General features: G+C 43.0%; 19 protein-coding genes and 2 tRNA genes. 18 read left to right on the forward strand and 3 right to left on the reverse strand.

From position 1 onward, the window contains the following. Positions 1-24: 24 nt before the first annotated feature. From FKG96_RS12370 to FKG96_RS12440, 16 genes are all read left to right on the forward strand, one after another. Positions 25-1,590: a phage portal protein gene (locus tag FKG96_RS12370; protein ID WP_149105589.1), complete on the forward strand. Its 1,566-nt coding sequence runs from the start codon at positions 25-27 to the stop codon at positions 1,588-1,590. Continuing rightward, entirely contained in the window at positions 1,574-1,963 is a 390-nt protein-coding gene (locus FKG96_RS12375) for a hypothetical protein (RefSeq protein WP_149105590.1), read from the forward strand. Before FKG96_RS12370 ends, FKG96_RS12375 begins: the two co-directional genes overlap by 17 nt. Before the next feature lie 178 nt (positions 1,964-2,141). Continuing rightward, the gene (locus FKG96_RS12380; protein WP_149105591.1) at positions 2,142-2,855 is read left to right on the forward strand and encodes a hypothetical protein; all 714 of its coding nucleotides are present in this window, start codon (positions 2,142-2,144) and stop codon (positions 2,853-2,855) included. A gap of 13 nt (positions 2,856-2,868) precedes the next feature. Then, positions 2,869-3,243: a hypothetical protein gene (locus FKG96_RS12385; protein WP_149105592.1), complete on the forward strand. Its 375-nt coding sequence runs from the start codon at positions 2,869-2,871 to the stop codon at positions 3,241-3,243. A gap of 34 nt (positions 3,244-3,277) precedes the next feature. Beyond that, complete coding sequence (locus FKG96_RS12390; RefSeq protein ID WP_149105593.1) at positions 3,278-4,387, forward strand: major capsid protein; 1,110 nt, start codon at positions 3,278-3,280, stop codon at positions 4,385-4,387. Between the two features lie 13 nt (positions 4,388-4,400). Beyond that, positions 4,401-4,730 carry a DUF6706 family protein gene (locus FKG96_RS12395; protein ID WP_149105594.1) on the forward strand — a complete coding sequence of 110 codons (330 nt, stop codon included), beginning with the start codon at positions 4,401-4,403 and terminating at the stop codon, positions 4,728-4,730. Beyond that, positions 4,693-5,025 carry a hypothetical protein gene (locus FKG96_RS12400; RefSeq protein ID WP_149105595.1) on the forward strand — a complete coding sequence of 111 codons (333 nt, stop codon included), beginning with the start codon at positions 4,693-4,695 and terminating at the stop codon, positions 5,023-5,025. Before FKG96_RS12395 ends, FKG96_RS12400 begins: the two co-directional genes overlap by 38 nt. 1 nt (position 5,026) lies before the next feature. Next, a complete protein-coding gene (locus tag FKG96_RS12405) occupies positions 5,027-5,476 on the forward strand; it encodes a hypothetical protein (RefSeq protein WP_149105596.1) in 450 nt (149 codons plus the stop codon). Then, positions 5,476-5,922: a hypothetical protein gene (locus FKG96_RS12410; RefSeq protein ID WP_149105597.1), complete on the forward strand. Its 447-nt coding sequence runs from the start codon at positions 5,476-5,478 to the stop codon at positions 5,920-5,922. Before FKG96_RS12405 ends, FKG96_RS12410 begins: the two co-directional genes overlap by 1 nt. Before the next feature lie 41 nt (positions 5,923-5,963). Further along, on the forward strand, positions 5,964-6,503 hold the full coding sequence (locus FKG96_RS12415) for a hypothetical protein (RefSeq protein ID WP_149105598.1): 540 nt from the start codon (positions 5,964-5,966) through the stop codon (positions 6,501-6,503). A 58-nt stretch (positions 6,504-6,561) separates the two neighbouring features. After that, the gene (locus FKG96_RS12420) at positions 6,562-7,089 is read left to right on the forward strand and encodes a hypothetical protein (protein WP_149105599.1); all 528 of its coding nucleotides are present in this window, start codon (positions 6,562-6,564) and stop codon (positions 7,087-7,089) included. A gap of 62 nt (positions 7,090-7,151) precedes the next feature. Next, the gene (locus tag FKG96_RS26750; RefSeq protein ID WP_168204558.1) at positions 7,152-7,292 is read left to right on the forward strand and encodes a hypothetical protein; all 141 of its coding nucleotides are present in this window, start codon (positions 7,152-7,154) and stop codon (positions 7,290-7,292) included. Positions 7,293-7,295: 3 nt separating this feature from the next. Then, positions 7,296-8,570 (forward strand): hypothetical protein, encoded by a 1,275-nt coding sequence (locus FKG96_RS12425; protein WP_149105600.1) that lies wholly within the window; start codon positions 7,296-7,298, stop codon positions 8,568-8,570. Beyond that, complete coding sequence (locus FKG96_RS12430) at positions 8,567-9,205, forward strand: hypothetical protein (protein ID WP_149105601.1); 639 nt, start codon at positions 8,567-8,569, stop codon at positions 9,203-9,205. Before FKG96_RS12425 ends, FKG96_RS12430 begins: the two co-directional genes overlap by 4 nt. Before the next feature lies 1 nt (position 9,206). Further along, the gene (locus FKG96_RS12435) at positions 9,207-9,944 is read left to right on the forward strand and encodes a glycosyltransferase family 2 protein (RefSeq protein WP_149105602.1); all 738 of its coding nucleotides are present in this window, start codon (positions 9,207-9,209) and stop codon (positions 9,942-9,944) included. Continuing rightward, positions 9,941-10,441 carry a hypothetical protein gene (locus tag FKG96_RS12440; protein ID WP_149105603.1) on the forward strand — a complete coding sequence of 167 codons (501 nt, stop codon included), beginning with the start codon at positions 9,941-9,943 and terminating at the stop codon, positions 10,439-10,441. The genes FKG96_RS12435 and FKG96_RS12440 overlap by 4 nt, the downstream gene beginning before the upstream one ends. Here the strand turns inward: FKG96_RS12440 and FKG96_RS12445 are convergent. The 3 genes from FKG96_RS12445 to FKG96_RS12455 all read right to left on the reverse strand — a co-directional run bounded on the left by FKG96_RS12445 (position 10,422) and on the right by FKG96_RS12455 (position 11,926). After that, positions 10,422-11,156, reverse strand: a complete 735-nt coding sequence (locus FKG96_RS12445; protein WP_149105604.1) for a hypothetical protein — start codon at positions 11,154-11,156, stop codon at positions 10,422-10,424. The genes FKG96_RS12440 and FKG96_RS12445 overlap by 20 nt on opposite strands. 534 nt (positions 11,157-11,690) lie before the next feature. Then, positions 11,691-11,764 (reverse strand) — tRNA-Glu (locus tag FKG96_RS12450). 69 nt (positions 11,765-11,833) lie between these two features. Next, positions 11,834-11,926, reverse strand: a tRNA-Thr gene (locus FKG96_RS12455). Between the two features lie 426 nt (positions 11,927-12,352). On the opposite strand from FKG96_RS12455, the gene FKG96_RS12460 reads away from it, so the two are divergent. Both FKG96_RS12460 and FKG96_RS12465 read left to right on the forward strand, forming a co-directional pair. After that, complete coding sequence (locus FKG96_RS12460) at positions 12,353-17,026, forward strand: phage tail tape measure protein (protein ID WP_149105605.1); 4,674 nt, start codon at positions 12,353-12,355, stop codon at positions 17,024-17,026. Further along, on the forward strand, positions 17,023-17,511 hold the full coding sequence (locus FKG96_RS12465; protein ID WP_149105606.1) for a hypothetical protein: 489 nt from the start codon (positions 17,023-17,025) through the stop codon (positions 17,509-17,511). The genes FKG96_RS12460 and FKG96_RS12465 overlap by 4 nt, the downstream gene beginning before the upstream one ends.

The following is a 17,511-nucleotide window of genomic DNA, read 5'->3' on the forward strand; positions in this document are numbered from 1 at the left end:
CTTACCAATCAAAAAACTAACAACATGGCAAAGAAAATTAACCAGGAAGTTGATGAGCAACAAAATGATCCTGCAGTCGATGTTAACCTGTTACCATTGGCAGTTGAGTCGATTGGTAGGTCTGTTGAACCGTGCTATCCAACGTCAGATCAGGAGTACGACGTTATGCAGCACAAAGTCTTCGATGAGTCTAAAAACGAACGTCCAAGAAAACGGGTTATCAAACCGGTTCTTAATGACAATGGTGAACAAGCTTTAACAGCTGACGGAAAGAAGCGATTCAAAATTGAATATATAGATGTTAACCGAATAGGGATACCACTTCAAAAGCTAATCGTAAAAAGACGCGTTGCCTTCATGAACGTTGGAAAAATACAGTTGGAGGCTGATCCTAAAAATGACAATGAGCAGAAGCTATACGACATTGTCAAGAAGATCAGAGATGACAACAAAATAGAGTTTGTCGAAAAAGAGGTAGCAAGGAGAATGCTGTGGGAACTACAGGTAGCTAAACTCTGGTATACGGCACCGGCAGAAGAAGGGTATTGGGGCGACCTCGCTATTTCACGTTTCCGAGTTCGCTGCAAAATACTCTCACCCAGTAAAGGTGACACACTGCTTCCTGTATTCGATAGCTACGGGGACATGATTTACTTCGGAAGGCTGTATAAGGTGCGTCGGAATATTAACGACGTTGTTTCCCTTAGGGGTTACTCAGATATAGACGAGGAGAGGTTCGACATCTATTCAAAAACTCACATATACAAGTTCAGGCGATCGGTGGAGGGTGATAATATTGTTTCAACTGTAGGAAATAACGGTTGGATTCTGGAAAGTGCCAAACCACATTCCTATGGAAAGATTCCCGTTATCTACTATTCTAAGCCAGCTCCTCCGTGGGCAGATGTGCAGACCCAAATCGCACGGCTCGAAACCGTTATTTCAAACTTTGCAGATACCAACGATTATCATGCTTCTCCTATCCTTGTAATGACCGGGGAAGTAGGAGCTAAGACGTTGGAGAAGGGGGAGCAAGGGCGAAAAATTCAGATAACAGGTAAGGGGGGAGATGCGAAATACGTAACGTGGGAACATGCTCCCGAATCCGTGAAACTTGAAATAGATACCTTGGTTGATTTCATATACACCTGCACCCAAACTCCTAACATATCATTCAAAGAGATGGCGAACCTTGGGGCAAAAAGTGGTGTAGCATTCGATAGAATATTTATCGACGCCCATCTTGCAGCACGGGACGAAATTGACGGCGAGTATGGAATGTGTACCCAACGAGACATAAATCTCCTAAAATCAATCGGTGGGGTAATCAACACTAGCCTTAAAGATGCTGTAAAAACTCTAGAGATTGGTTTTGATATTCCATTGTACCGCATCAACGATGATAGCGAAACGATTGCAACGTTGATGAAAGCAAACGGAAATAAACCGATTCTATCACAGCAAACTTCTGTTGAATACTCTCCTTACACGAAGAATGCTGCTGATGAACTTAAACTGATTGAGGGAGAAGCTAAGAAGGCGGCCGAGATGGCTGCTGCCAACGTACCATCCAATGGAACCGAAGAATAAATACCAACTGGACGGGAAGCGGTACTATCCAAATAACCACCACCACACAGTTATAGCAGTCCTTACTGGATTGGATATAGTGGATATTATAGATGCCTCCCCACTCAACGACCATTGGGGAGGCCAAACATTTGTTAAGACCTTCAACAAACTAGGATTCAACACAAATCACCGTTTCATTAAGTTCGACAGGGATACTATTTACCCTTGTCTAATGCGAACAAAAAGAACGGACATCAAAGAGCCATACTGGTATTGTTTCCCCTATTATGATGGTTGGGTATACTTCGAGGGATATTGTTACGGCTTCGAGTACTTCTTTGCTATGTATAACAATTTAAGGATAACATCGATGTTGCAGGTGTGGATATGATAGGTCTCTTCGACTTATACTAATACTAATGCCAAGATTCTTTTTGTAATCAGCCTATTACACAATATATAGCTTATCTCAAATTATCATTATAGATAACTTTGCTACATCACAAAAAGCACCGAGGTGCGCACGGTGGGGCTGCAATCCCATTGGACACAACTCAAACATTATTCTTATGCTAAAAGCAACAATCATCAAGAAAATCAAAGAAAAGTGTAAATCCGAAGGGATTAACCTTTCAAATGTCAGGATCAACGGATTGGCGGACAAGATAGACGCTCGCGTGGATAACGAGGACGACATAGACGGTGAGATTGACAACCTGGACGCTGTAATTTCCTTTAGGGAACTGGCTGCGTTGGACGATGCCAAACGAAATGCGGACAAGTTGGCTGCCGAGAAAAAAGATAGAGAGTCGAAAGATAACGGCAACGATGCTGACGAGGACGACGACAAACCATCGGACAAAGATAAGACTAAGCCGAAAGCTGATGAGGATATGCCCTCTTGGGCGAAAAGCCTTATAGAAAGCAACAATGCTTTGAAGGCCGAATTGACCACCCTCAAAGCCGGAGGACTGGCCCAAACCCGTAGACAGCAACTTGAGGGCAAATTGAAGGACGCGCCGGAGAAATTTAAAGCACGTATTCTTCGCGACTTCGACAGATTGAAAATCGACAGCGATGAAGATTTTACCAATTATCTAGCCGATATCGAACAAGACGTTGCCGATGAGATTCAGGCGCAGGCTGACGCAGGTCTAGGTGATCAGCCGGTGAGTGGCATTGGAACAGTGAAAAAACTAAAGGATGACGAGGTGTCATCCGAAATGAAAGAATTATTGGCAGAGCGTAAACAGGCTACAGAAGCCACTAAGACGACTGCTTAAAAGCAAAATCACTATGGGATTACAGGGTATCAAAAGAACAGGATCGCAAGGCTTTAACAAGCTTGTGTTCGAAAATGTCGTAGACACTCTTCCAGGCGGTCTGATTCTCGACGTACAGAAGTCAGACTATCCTGATGGTTTCGTACCGGAAGGTAGCATGGTAGGTATCGACTCGACCACAGGGCTTGGTAAAGTTCTAACTGCGGTAGACGGTTCAGTAAAGCCTTTGGGCCTTACGCACCGTGCATCTGAGGTTTCAGATGGAGGCAACACGTTTGCCAATGGTGTTGTGCTAAGTGGTACGGCTCGTATCAAAGCTCTCCCTCAAGCTCTTCAAGACATAATCGAAGATATTAAGGAGGCTCTTCCTCGCATCACCTTTGTTTAATTAACCGATTTTTTAACGCGCTCAATCAAATAAAATGATAAATGTACAAGAGTTAGTACCTGAATTTAGACGAGCTGACGCACAGGCTTTTATTGAGACGTATCCGTTCGAGACGTTGCAGTATCAGACTGCCTTTCCTCTCGTATATAGTCCTACTTTACGATGGTCAGGTATTGAAGCTGAATTTGGGGCTAAAGTAATGGCCGCTGTTGTTGATTTCAACAGTAGAGCACCTCGCTTCGGAAGGCCTCTTCCTTCCAAAATTGAGGGAGACATGCCTAAGTTGGAGATAGCTCGTGATAAAGTTGAGACAGACTTTAACACTCTCCGTGAGTTGGAAAACGCCGTGCGTTTATTGCCGGCAGGACCTACAAGAAGAGAGGCGTTCCGTCGTGTCCTTGAATGGAGATACGAGGATCAGGTGTTTGTTCGAAACGGTATCGAAGCTAGAAATGAATGGTTGGCAAAGAGAATTGCATCGACAGGAGGTTACAGCCTAACTCAGGTAAACAATGAGCAGGGTATAAAAACCAAAGTAGATGTGGATTTTGCTATTCCAACCGCCAACAAAGTGAATGCAGCCACTGACTGGAGCAATCCAAATGCGGATATCATCGGCGATATCCGTAAGATCAAAAACATGGCCAAGGCGGCAGGAAAACCGATCCCACGATTCATGTGGTGCGAAGAGGATACTGTAGACATCGTCTCTCAGAATGCGGGTGTACAGAAGTTTGTAGCAACCTATGTCGCAAATGCTTTGGGATTACAACAAGAACCTGGTTTGGAAGAGATTAACCGGGCGCTTCGCGCAAAAGGTTTACCGATCTTTAAAATTTGGCAATCCGTCATGGTTCAAGAGAACAAAGACGGTACTCAAACCGCTGTGACAGGTTGGGAGCCTGGCGTAGTCACCTTTAGCGTGAACGAACAACTGGGTTCTACCCAGCACACTACGTCCGCTGATGAATATGTCAATGCCGGCGTAGCTACAAAGACCAAATCTGGTATAGTGCTGATCAAGGTTTGGGGAGTAGAAGATCCTATCACTGTCGTGACTAAAGGTACAGCTTACTGTACTCCGGTTCTAAACAACAGTAAGAATCTCTATTTACTGAAAACCAAACTTAATCCAGCAACCTAGTTAGTATTCGGACATGATAAACAGAAAAGCCCTGCAAGCAAAAATCGGCATTCCTGTTCCGCAAGATACCATTGATTTGAATCTTGTCGAACAGAAGTTAAACCCTGAAAGCGAGTTTGATCCGGAAAACAAGGAAAATGTCAAAGGGATTGATCTCGCGCTTGCGGGGGTTATCTGGTTCATTCTTTTATCTCCGAAGTCAGTTAGGGAATTGGATTATCAGCTGACGCAGCAAGATGCCGATGATCTATTGAATATACGAAAAGCACTCAGGAAAAAACATGGCCTAGAAGACGATATGTACGATGGGCCTGTTATCACTGACCTATCCGACACGTGGTAAATCGTTCATTGAAATGTTTGTAGAACAATATCCTGACACACTAACCTTTAACGGTCCTGAGGGAGAGAGTTATGTGAAGTGCCGTTTTAGGCCGGCAAAGGGAACCCGATACGCAAAGAAACAGGACGGATCAGAAGTTCTTTTCCGTTTTGATATCGCATTTCCTATTGGTACAGAACCAATACTAACGGGAACAATAGTGTCGGCATTCGATAAATCGGGAGCGGTAATAGTTTACGAACAGGAGTTGTTGGATTTCCACATCGGGCAGCTTCATTGTTTAGGAGGGATGTAATATGTTCAGTTTGGTCCCACAGTTCTCAGCACAGCAATTGGATGCGCAGATCAAAAAGGATCTCGATGAGCTGATATTACAGGCTTTTATCAAGGTTTCTGAAAGAGCCATTCAAATTGCGAGGGAAAGAGCTGCAGCGGAAAAAGTGTACGATAACCATACAGGCAATCTGGAAAGTTCAACAGGCTTCATCGTAATTCGGGACGGTCGAGTTGAATATCGGGATTTCAAACTTGCGGATATCGGGACGGATAAATCAACAGGACTCCAAACCGGACTTAATACAGCGCTATCAGTTCTGAGAGAATCGAAAGGATGGGCAGTGATTTTGGTTGCCGGGATGGAGTACGCCAGCTGGGTCGAAGGAAAAGGATTCGATGTATTGTCAGGAGCGATGAGAAACTACGAACAGTACTTTGAACAGGCTCTTAATGAAATCTTTGTAGACTGATGGATAAGACGATAAAGACAGCATTTGACGGAATAAACGAAATCTATCAGGTATTCATTGCTGGGAATTTTGCAGCTAATAATGGTTTGACGGGTCAGGTCAGTAAGCAAAGTCGAATGCTCAACAGTAAAATGGAGGATGTTGTCATCAGCTGCCTTGTATTAAGTGCAGAGCAGATTCAGGACGGCATTTTTAACGTAAACATTCACGTTCCGAATCTTGAGAATCTTCCGTCCGGCATACCAAATGCAGTTGACAACACTCAGCCAAATTACGATCGACTTAACGAACTCGGGAGAGCCGCAATTGAACTGCTTGATGATAGTTGGCTATACAACAGCCATTTCTATCTAGAGCGAGCAGGTGAGATTATTCCGGAAAGTAAGGGCCATTTCTTCAATATCAGGATCAGGTACCATGCATTACGTCAGGATAGGAACAATTAACAAAATAATTAATCGCCTAATAAGGCACAAACTAAAATATTATGGCAGCTGTAACAGGGATAGAATCGATGGAGTTTGCTTTAATGGCCGCAAATGGCGCCATGCCAACCACAGGTTGGGTTAAGGTAGATGACATCGAAATGGGTTCCGTGAACCTCAATATACCTCCACTTGAAAAAGTGCGTGTACGCGTCGAAGACAAAGCCGGTGTACGATGGGTATTACCGGGTGAAACTGATCCTCCAACAGTGGTAGGAAACTCTCTGAATCTCAAGGTAGATAACGCAAATCTATTGTTCAAAGGCGAAATAACTACGGGTGAAACCGAGTTTAAAGCCTCTGCAAGCGACGAAGCTATTTATTACCTTGCATTCCGATTAACCTCTAAACCATTTGAAGGACAGAAATTCGTTTTCGAAGCTCCTGCATTGGCGATGAGCGCCGGTTTTACCAATCCATTGACAAAAACAGGCTTCTTGGCTCTGAATTTCTCAGGCGATGTAACCACTCCTTCCGATGCAAGCGGAAACGCTGTATCTCCATGGGGTTACAAATTCGTTGCGGCCAATCCGGCCACTTAAAAAACTGAACCGAAAGCCGAAGGTAAGGCGGTGAGTAGGTTCTTAATCCTTACCATTTATGAAAGAAGATAAAGAATTCCAAGGGGAAGACGCTACTCCCCGTCAAATAGCCGAGGCAATTACCGATCGTCCTACCGAGCTAAAGAAAATCAGAATAAAATACACCACATGGTGGAAAAAGGTGCTCGCCTTTCTCTGCATATTGCCGAGGACTCGGATGCTTACGATAAAAGCCCCATGTGCAGCGACTATGTATGATATCGTTGCAATCTATGACGAGCTTAAAATCACCAAAGATGTTGTCGAAGACATTGATGGTCTGTTATACGGTATCGTAAAAGAAAATCTGCCGTCAATCATAGAGTCCATCGCGATAGCTGTCCACAATAAGGAAGGTAAACCACCTAAATGGTTATTGGATGCGCTATGGTATCAGTTTGAGCAATACGAGCTTGCAACAGCATGTAAGATAGTCTACCGGGGGTTAGACTTCGACTCTTTTTTCGGTATTATGACATTCGTACGGAACATAAAGATGCTGGACATTATAGGGACTCAAGCCCGTGGTCAAGGACAAGGAACGTAATCAAATATTACGGTTTATCATGGCATGAAGCCATGTATGGCGTCAGCTTCCTCAATTTATTGATGATGAACGCTACCATTCCACCGGAAGAAAAGAGCACGGACTCCTCCGGAAGCAACGAATCAAACAAAAGTTATTCACCAAACGCCACTATGTCCTTATGGGAAATAGGGCAACGGGTATCTCAAGGGCTAGGGGTATAGGACATGACTAACCTTTTCATAAACATATACGATGATGTTTCCGAAGCGCGAGCCGAAGAACTACAGGATTGTTTAAACCTAAACATAGGTACGTTCGATAGGGTGTTTGCAATAAACAACACAGGGAAGAACGTAACTGGTGTAGAAAACATAATGACCGACCGTCGACCTACATTCAGGGATTATTTTTCATATATCAACGAACTTACCGATGATGAAGATATCAACGTGGTAGCCAATTCGGATATCTATTTCGATGATAAGTCTATTAGTCTGCTGGGAAAGGTTCAAAAGAATCAATGTTTTGCGCTAAGCAGGTATAATGATGATGCACTGTTCATGCGATGCGATAGCCAGGACGCATGGGTTTTCAAAGGATGGGTGAAACACGTCGCTAATTGCAACTTCTATTTGGGTCTACCGGGTAGCGACAATTCTATCGCACATAGATTGTCGGTATCTGGTTACCGTGTACTAAACCCTTGTTTCAGTATTAAGACACAACATTTTCATGATAGCAACGTCAGGAATTATTATTCGTATGATCAGACCCCAACGCCATATAAAAATGTTTACCCGTCCGATCTTGATGGCTGCAGGCTATATTATGCCACTTCAATAAATCCTTATGACAGGCTAAAGGAGCAAATTGAAGCAATTAAAACATGGACTAAAGGGATTGTAATAAGCTTCAATACGGCCAAAGAGATAAGAGATTTGGCACACATAGAAGGTGTAACCTTCGTAGAGCTTGATGTCGAGGATATTGCAAAAGAAAAATATCCACGCGTTGCAGCAATTACCAGGTGGGCCAAGTATCTTGATTTCGATCGTTTTGTTCTCATTAATTCGGATATAGCCATTGAAGACATAAATTGTTTCTCAAAATCACTTTTGTCTGATAGGTTCGTCATGGGGGTACGACACGACAACGGATCAAATCCTTTCCCACACGGTTACGATGTATTTGCATTCACTAAGAATCATATAGATAGAATAACGGACACGGGGTACGCTTTAGGACTTCCTTGGTGGGATTTCTACGTGCCTATGATGATGCTAAAGTCAGGATATGATATTGATGTAATCAGGGAAGCACCGGTATTTACCCATAAATGGCATGAAACGAGATACGACTACTCCAAGTGGAACGAGATGGGTGAATACTTCCGAAGGTGTGCGGCCTTTATCGATCATATTGGCTCATATGCGTCCATTCCTGAGATGTGTACCGCAACAAAGAAATTCATTGATCAGAATTTAAGAACAATAGCATGAAGGTATATACCTATTACCACGAAATATTCGACTCGCTGCATGGAAACAGCGATCAAAAGCAGCTTATTGAGGTTTGGAAGGAAAATTGGCGGCGCAACGGATGGGAACCGGTTGTTATCGGTTTGAGTCAGGCGAAAGAGAATCCAAAGTACGAATCCTATTTGAAGTGTTTCAGTAAGCTTCCGACTAAAAACAATAAGGAGTACGAATTGGCATGTCTACTCCGATGGGTAGCAATGGAGCATATCGGAGAGGGTTTTATGTCAGATTATGACGTAATGAGTTACGGTTTTAATGGACATAAGGAAGGAGACCTTACTTTTTACTCCAAAAATATGGTCCCCTGCTTTGCTTACGGAACAAAGCAAGGATGGTCACGCCTGTTAGAGCTGTTCATGTCATACGAACCTAAAGGGAAAGACCATGTCAGCGATCAAACGATTCTAGTTGAATACTTCGATTCTTTTAAGTTCAGAAAGCAATACATGTGCACCGAATATAATGAAGAGGGCAATTGGTATGATTACCCCTTGGTTCATTTCCCGTATTCTAGGACCGACTTTTATGGTCTTTCGCCCAGATGGAAGTTTGTAGGGGAGTTCAATAAGATTATTTACAGCTTAAAACAGATTTAGAATGAAGATCGCAATCTGCATAACAACGCGAAACCGACCCGACGCATTTCGAAAATGTATCATGGCCATGCTTAAATATTGGCCAGTGCATATCGAAGATAAAGACACTGAATGTAGGCTGTTTATCGTCGATGATGCCAGCTACGATGATTACTATCTTGAGGGCATAATGTTCCCTCATGGCACAATAGGCTTTAAGTTCCCGGAACGGGTAGGGATTCCACGAGCTAAGAACAAATGTTTCGAATTAGCTTACCATTGGGGCGCCGATCACTTGTTCCTGTTCGATGATGACTGCTTTCCCAAAGCGGATAATTGGCATAAACCTTACATAGATTCAGGTATGAATCATTTGTGCTTCACTTTTACAGAAGGTTGGGACGGTACCGAAGGTTGGGGCAGTCCAGTGCAACAAGGATCATTTATGATTCATCAAAAAGGATGTGGATGCATGATGTATTTCACTCGTAAATGCTTGGACGTGGTGGGTGGATTTGATACTACATTTGGTTTGGGCAAATACGAGCACGTCGACTTATCTCGGAGAATCCATAATTCGGGGCTTACACCGTACAGGTTTATAGATGTTGTTGGAAGTGATAAGTTGTTCCACTCCATGGATCAAGCTAGGGAAGTGATCAGGACCTTTAATGAGGTCGAACGCAGAATGCTATTGAACGCCGGCGAAGATTATTATTGGAAAAACGAAAATAGCTGCGAGTATAAGCCGTTTTTATGAGTAAATGGGGAAACGCACTGGTAAAGGACATAAAGTCCCGTGGATGGGTTGAAATTGAAGGAGTTTACTATCGTCCCGACTCTAAAGAAGCACTGTCTTATAATCCTCCCAAAAAGAAGAAGTCTAAAATAATACGAACGGGAAGGACTGATGATACCAGGAACATCCGAAACAAAGAGAAGCATGCAGATCCTTTTGTTCAACTGGTCAAACAGGAGCTAGGATTGGATGTCTGGCCTGAGTTCTACTTCTCGGTAGAACGCCAGTACCGAATCGACTACGCGATACCGACTCACAAAATAGCAATAGAGGTTGATGGAGGAATATGGATGAAGGGGAATAGCGGCCATAGTTCTGGTACTGGAATTAAGCGAGATATGGAGAAGAGTAACTTGTTGCAAGCAATGGGATGGTGGCTAATTAGGATTGAACCTTCAAGTTTAATATCGACTGACTCTATCAATCATTTGAAACGTATTATGAACTTCCCGTATTAACATCTTGACTTAATTGATCAATACTGTAGTCTGGGAAGTATTCCCTCTGCTTTCTTTTGAAGAAATGAAACACAGTCTCAGGCCTTTCAGACTCATCTAGTGTTCGGACACATTCACTTATTAACTGCAATGGCACTTTCAATTTATAAATATAGAAGTATCTGATCTTTTCCTCGAAGAGTGTCCTAGTATCGGGAGCTCTAAGATTTTTAATTGCTGTTTCAAGTAACACGAACGTTGCGATTATAGAACTTAGTTCTGCCATGTGAGATATGTCCTTGAACTGTTTAGGTGTCCGCTTGTACGTATTGTAGATTGCTTTCAAAGCTCTATCTCCAACTTCAATTACGACCTTAGATGTCTCCTTTCGGGTGAAAGCATCAGTAACTTGCACTACCCTGAATTCTATACTATTATATTCCTTGTTAAGTTGGTTATATAATAGGGTTACCATGTCAAAGTCATTCTTTCTGCGCTGTTCATTATTTGATTCTATTTGCTTAGTAAGTGCTAAGTAGAGCAAATAAGCGCTTCCAACGGTTAGAATTGGACTTGTCAAACCGCTAATAGTCGTTGCAATATTTGAGGTGTTTTTGGAAGTAAAATCGAAAATACCAACTATTGAGGGGGACAATACGATTAAAATGAAAATAATGTTGATTATGATCAAAATAACAATACCGACTATTATCCATTGTAAACTTCTACGGCTCATAGAATAAGTTAGGTTTTCATGTTGTAAATCTCGGAAATTTATTTCTATAAAAAAAGCCCAGACATCGGGCGATGCTGGGCTTCTGTCAACCAATTAAACCTAAATTATGAAATAAACCTATAGATGGGGCACGTCAATATTCCGTCAATGTAGGCGTTTCAACCTTCACAGCTACAAAGTAGGGTCTGCTATTTTACACGCGGAATTTCTTCTTTACATTAGGGGCCTTTCACCCCTTCGATGTCTTTCCATTGCCATGCCGGACTTTACGTTGTGACAACTCCTAAATTCACAACCTGGGCTTCCTAAACTTATACCTAAGCTTCCAGCATCTCCCTCGGTATTTCTTGTAATGGGGTATTCTGCTACTAATCTATTGCTTTCCTATCTTGATTCGACTGTCCCTGCCTTTTTATAACTCCTCAAACAGTGTTGGAGTAACCAGCGTATTCTGGACGGCCTTAGCCTCATGTTTTATGCCCTCCCTCAAGATCATACTTACAATAAATCAAATACCCCTCTCTCAAATGGTTGTACACTGCACGGGATTTGAACCCGTAATCTCCGCCTTGAAAGGGCGACGACTTAACCAATTTGTCCAGCAGTGCCTTAAAAATTAGGGGTGTTTCACAACAGCCCTAATCAACAAACGTATTATAACTACCTAAACAAACTCGTGGAGCGAGTTGGATTCGAACCAACGTTTCAGACCTTTAGTTGTCATTTATGACCTTACTATGCCTGCGTCCTCACCTCTAGACGATCTCCCCGCCTGCTTTCACTTTTGACCCAAAGGAAAGTTTGCACACACATAACGAAGGGAATGCTGACCAACCTTTAACGTGTTTTACAATATCAATTCATTTACACGCTCTTTACGCTTTATTGAAAGGTCATTACCTAAAGAGTAACCGCCGACCTCGTGGAGAGTTGAGGAATTGAACCTCGTGCCTTCTGTCGAATTATCTGTCTAACAGCGTCGCTGATCACGGACAGTTTTGCAAACGCTCTACCGTTGAGCTATATCCCCATTATATCTGGTTGGGCACTAATTAGAAGAGATCATTATGATTCCAAACTAACTGTGATCCAACCCTCTTTCACATGTCAATGAACTATCGTGATGCAATAATAGTAACTTATCTTAACTTATCAAAATAAATAATAAAATATTTTGTAATAGGCTGTATTACAAAATGATGGATTCGCAGCGAAAGATGCCTTATATCGACTTTTGTTGCATGGCCGATATCAAGTATAAAGTACAGTTAGATGATGCAGAAGCATATAGAAGGCTCGAGCGTTTTCATAAAATATCGGCCGAAGGTTCTAGGGAATTCGCCAAGATGTTTGAGAACATCACGAAGAATTCAAAAGTCGAATCAGGCTTAAACGAACTGGCTAAAGCAGCGAAAAGGGCTACATCCGGAGTAGACGATCTAAATAAAACACGTCTTCAATCTGCTAATATCGAAAAGCAGCAGCGTCAGGCCAGACTAAAGGAAATAGAGGATCTTGCCAATCTCCGTAGGCAGATAATGTTGCAAAAGGAAGAACAGGCAAGATTGTCAACTGAAGTCGCCAAAAGCCATCTCCAATCACAAAGGTACAAAGAGGCTATAAATGAGCTTAAGGTAGCCGAACAGCAACTTAATTCCGAGCTAAAGAAGGGTGCCATTACCGCCCAGGAATATGCATTGGCACAGAGGAAGATTGAAGATGCTCATAAGAATGCTGTTGCCGCCCAAAAAGAGGCCGATCGACAAGCTAGGGAGCATGTAAAGCTACTTAACGAACAGTTACGGCTACAGAGACAACAGGAGGCGCAGACGGAACGTAACAGGAGAAAGTTACAGCAGCAAAGCGGGGAGTATTATCAGCTTAATCAGGCCTTGAATGCTATTCGAAGAAGAAGCAAAGATGTGCTGGCCGAGATGTTCAATCTGGAACGTCAGGGTCTTAAGAACTCTGCGGCTTATAAAATGCTTGAGCAGCGATCAAAGGGGATGGTTGCTCAAACGCAATTCCTTGATAGAGCCATCAAGAAAATCGACGCTACGCTTGGTCTCCACCAACGTAATGTAGGTAACTATGCTAGTGCCCTTGATGCATTATCTCCAACTTTTGCGCGGATAAACAGTCAGTTGGCTTTAATGGGAGTCAACCTGATGGAGATATCAGGACAGAGCAACGGTTTTACTCAGTTAGGCGCAACATTAGCTACTGTCGGTAGGAATATTTTAACATTCCTTCTTTCTCCGATCGGTTTAACCATAACTGCATTGGCTTCATTCTTTGCTTTGATCAAGGGTAACGCCCGAACAGTAGTTCAGTTTAATTCGGGTTTGCTTAATGTGGGTAAAACAACAGGTCTTGCATCTGACCAGTTAACAAAGCTGGGAGATTCGCTTATAGAAATGAGCCGAAAGCTTCAAGTCGTATCCGTTGATAAGTTGCTTGAGTATGCTACTGTTGCGGGGCAACTAGGGGTTAAAGGAACGCAGAACATATTGCGCTTTTCTGAGGCTTTGGCGAAGCTGGAAACCGCATCCAATATTCAGGGAGAAGAAGGCGGGTCAGAAATTGCCCGATTGCTGACACTGGTAGATGGAGGTGTTCAAAATGTAGCTGATTTTGGCGATGAGATAGTAAACTTAGGTAACAATTTTGCCGCTACGGAGAAGGAGATATTATCAAACGCTACCCAGATTGCCCAGAATACAGGGTTGTATAAAATAGGAAGGCGTGAAGCCCTGGCATACGCTACTGCAACCAAAGCCGTAGGCGTGGAAGCGGAACTTGTGGGTTCTGCATTCGGTAGGGTACTGGGCAATTTTGAGAAAACCATAAGAACAGGCAGGGGTCTCAATGTATTGTTGCAGGTTACAGGAAAGAGTGCTGAGGAAATTAAAAAGCAATTCAGAGAAAATGCCTCGGGTGTTTTTAATGATTTTATAAAAGGCCTAAACAATATAAATCGGGCTGGGGGAAGTGTTAATGAAGTACTGGAACGGCTGGGTATTAATCAGATCAGAGACCAACGGGTTGTCAATTCTCTGGCAACGAATGGCTACGACGTTTTAACCGATGCTCTGGAAAAGGCCGCCGATGCAGCCGGTTCCATGGACAGAGAATTTGAAACGGCATCCCAAAAGCTTGAAAAGCAGTGGGCACGTATAGGAATTGCATGGGATAACCTGGTTCTTTCCATTGAAAATGGAGAAGGGATTATTGGTAGGGCGTTCGTTCGTATTGCCGATGGTGCCGCCACAGTTCTGGAAATGTTTACGAAAATCGTGACGTCTACCGGCTGGGATGAATTCGAAGCAAGATTGACCAGCAATAAAACGGCTGATCTTATCCGCGAGATAACAATTGCAGCTAATGAAGCGGAAACCGCCTTGTCCATGGGCAATGCATTGGACATTCAAAAGGCTAACGGCAAGCAGATAGAGGAAGTGTATCAGAGCTTATCTTCTGCTTATTCTGAGGTTAAGAAACAGTATGACATTTATGCCAATTCCGTTAAAGACGGAGTGCTGACAGAGAAGGGGCGTAGGAACCTTCAACAGTATAGTGATCTTGTTAGTCAGCTGGGTGCCAAAATGAGTCAGGTGGGTATGTTCCGAGTGCCTCAGAACGGTGCAGTTACACCTGTAAATCCACTGTCTGAGGAAGAAGATGCTAAAGCCAAGAGAGCAAGGGAAGCTGCAGCTCGTCGTGCGGCCGAAGCTTTGAAAAGGCAACGAGATTTACAGGCTAAAATAGATGAGATCAATAAAAAGGCTCAACGTCAACAACTGAGCCATGATGAGGAGGAAATACAGGCCGTAAAGGATAAATATGCTGAAATACAAAGGGTGGTGGATGGTTTCTATAAAGATTCCCGAAACAAAGGTTTAAAGGTAGACACAAGCGGTTTGTCGGTTTCTCAACAATTGGAAATAGACGAACTTGTGGCTAAGCAACAACTCGAAATAGAGAAGCAGACGATCGAGCAAAAGAAAGTTCTGTTCGAACAGTACGAAGAATATAAAAAGCAGGTGGGTAAAGAGAAAGCAAACGAAGCCTTTAGAGAAGACATTCAAGGGTTTGAGAGTTATCTTGACTACTTACGTTCTTTAATGCCGGCGAATTCTGATACCAGCGTGAAAGCTAATAAAACACGTGATTATCTGAATAGAACAGCTATCCCTTCGGCTCAAAAAGAGATGCAGAAACGGGATGCTGAGCTATATCGTCGTTCCTTGCAGGAAGCTCAGACATATGCAGACAGGATCAGATCTGTTCAACAGCGTCTTGAAGATGACATCACCAGACTAAAGGGAAAGGCTTCTGAGGACCAGTTAAATGCTTTGAGGCGAAACGCCAAGGAAGAAATAAGCGAAATAACCGCATCAGCTATAAAGCAGGAACATCAATGGGATGAAACCTTTAACGTGATGTCCACTTTAAGTAGAAAGGCAGCTCAGGAATGGTTGAAAAATGCAGAACGGAGACTTGATTACGAACGGCGTACCGGAAATCTTACAGTTAAGGAATATCAGGAACTATCCAAACAAATAAATGCTGCTCTTGACGATATAAATTACAGAGACCCATTTGCTGGTACCGTAGACAAAATAAAGGACTATCGAAATGCTGTATTGAAATACGGTAAGGACAGCAAAGAAGCTCAGGCAGAATTGACCAAGTTGGCCGGTATATCCTCCGAAGCATTTGCCGGTGTTGCAAATATTGTGGGAACCGTTGCTGATAGCTTTGATAAGTTGGGCATAGGGAATGAAGAATTGCAGGAAACTCTGGGCAAGATAGGAGAGGTTGCCGGTGGATTAAGCGAACTCGCACAAGGTATCGCTAGTAAAAACCCTGTTTCAATCATAACAGGTGCCGTAAAGACATTAACCAGTGTCTTGGACCTGTTCAATAGGCGGGATAAGAACTTGCAAAAACAGATCGAAGGGTATCAAAAGGCCTTACGTTCCCTTGAGCAGCAATATAATCAGCTTCAACGGTCAATCGAAAACAGCGTCGGATCATCTTACTATGACGATAGTGCGGCCGCTGTGAAAAATTTACAGGAACAGGTTAAGAACCTGACAGCCGCGAGAGATGCCGAAAGCAAGAAGAAAAAGGCTGATAAGGACGCTATCGACGCATACAACGATCAGATAATCGCAGCTAACAACGCTATTCAGGACCTGCAAAAAACGGTAAGCGAGCAACTGTTGCAAACTAATTTCAAGCAGCTATCAGACAATCTTGCCAATGCATTATTGACAGCGTTTGAAGCCGGGGAAAACGGAATAGAAGCGTTGAACGACACCTTTGATCAGTTTATTAAGAATGCATTAGCAAATAGTTTAAAGCTAAAGCTCATCGAGCCTCTCATGAAGAAGATGACGGATGATCTTACCAAATATATGTTAGGCAATGACAATTCTCTTGTAGGCTACGATTTTACTTCTTGGAGAAAGCAATTGGAAGACGCCGGTAAGGATTTCAATGAAGCATTGGATGAAGCTTATAAAGGACTCGGACTGTCTAAAAACTCGCAGGAAAGTGATAAAGGTATTACGGGGCAGATCAGTAGATCGATAACGGAAGATACTGCCAACAAGTGGATGGGAGTGCAATTAAATATTTACTCCATCACTAAAAACCTGTACAGTGAAGCTCAGTTGCAATCTAAAATTCAGGAAAACTGCTTGAATATGGCAACTAAGAGCCTGACTACAGCATTAAACATCGAAAGGAACACCGCCGCTACTGTGGATAGACTCGATACAGCAGTTGGGTATTTAATTACGATTGCTAACAATACTAACACTAAGTCTAGTAAAGGCTTACGAGATATGGGGGTAGCATGACAGGATTTTGTAGGATAAACGATAAAGATGCTTTCGAAACTTTCGGGATTGCTTTTGAGCGCGGTACGTTCGATGAACTGTTTTCCCTTCCTGTGCCTAAAGAGCGGGTTGTAAATGACTGGCCTGACGAAGACGGGTTGGATGTGGATGATGTTTCCCCGATTAGGCTACAGCCTAGAACACTGAATCCGCCAATGCTGATCGTTGCTGAAGGCGGTGATGATGCCCATAACAAGTATAACCTTTTCCGGGAAGAACTATACAAAAGCGTTTACATGGATTTCGAATTCCCAACAGTAGACGTAAGATTCAAGCTTCGGTTTACCGGTGGGGGAGCTGTAACAACAATCGGAAACTTTTTCAGGAGCGGCATGGCGGGCATGAGGTTCAATGTAACCTTTACAGATGATTTTCCGCGAATAATACCGCTGCTTCCTGCAAGTGTATTCGATGATATGATTTTTGACGACATAATATTAGGCTAA

Origin of the sequence: Olivibacter sp. LS-1 (genome assembly GCF_008245145.1) — a bacterium.
Classification (GTDB): domain Bacteria; phylum Bacteroidota; class Bacteroidia; order Sphingobacteriales; family Sphingobacteriaceae; genus Olivibacter; species Olivibacter oleidegradans.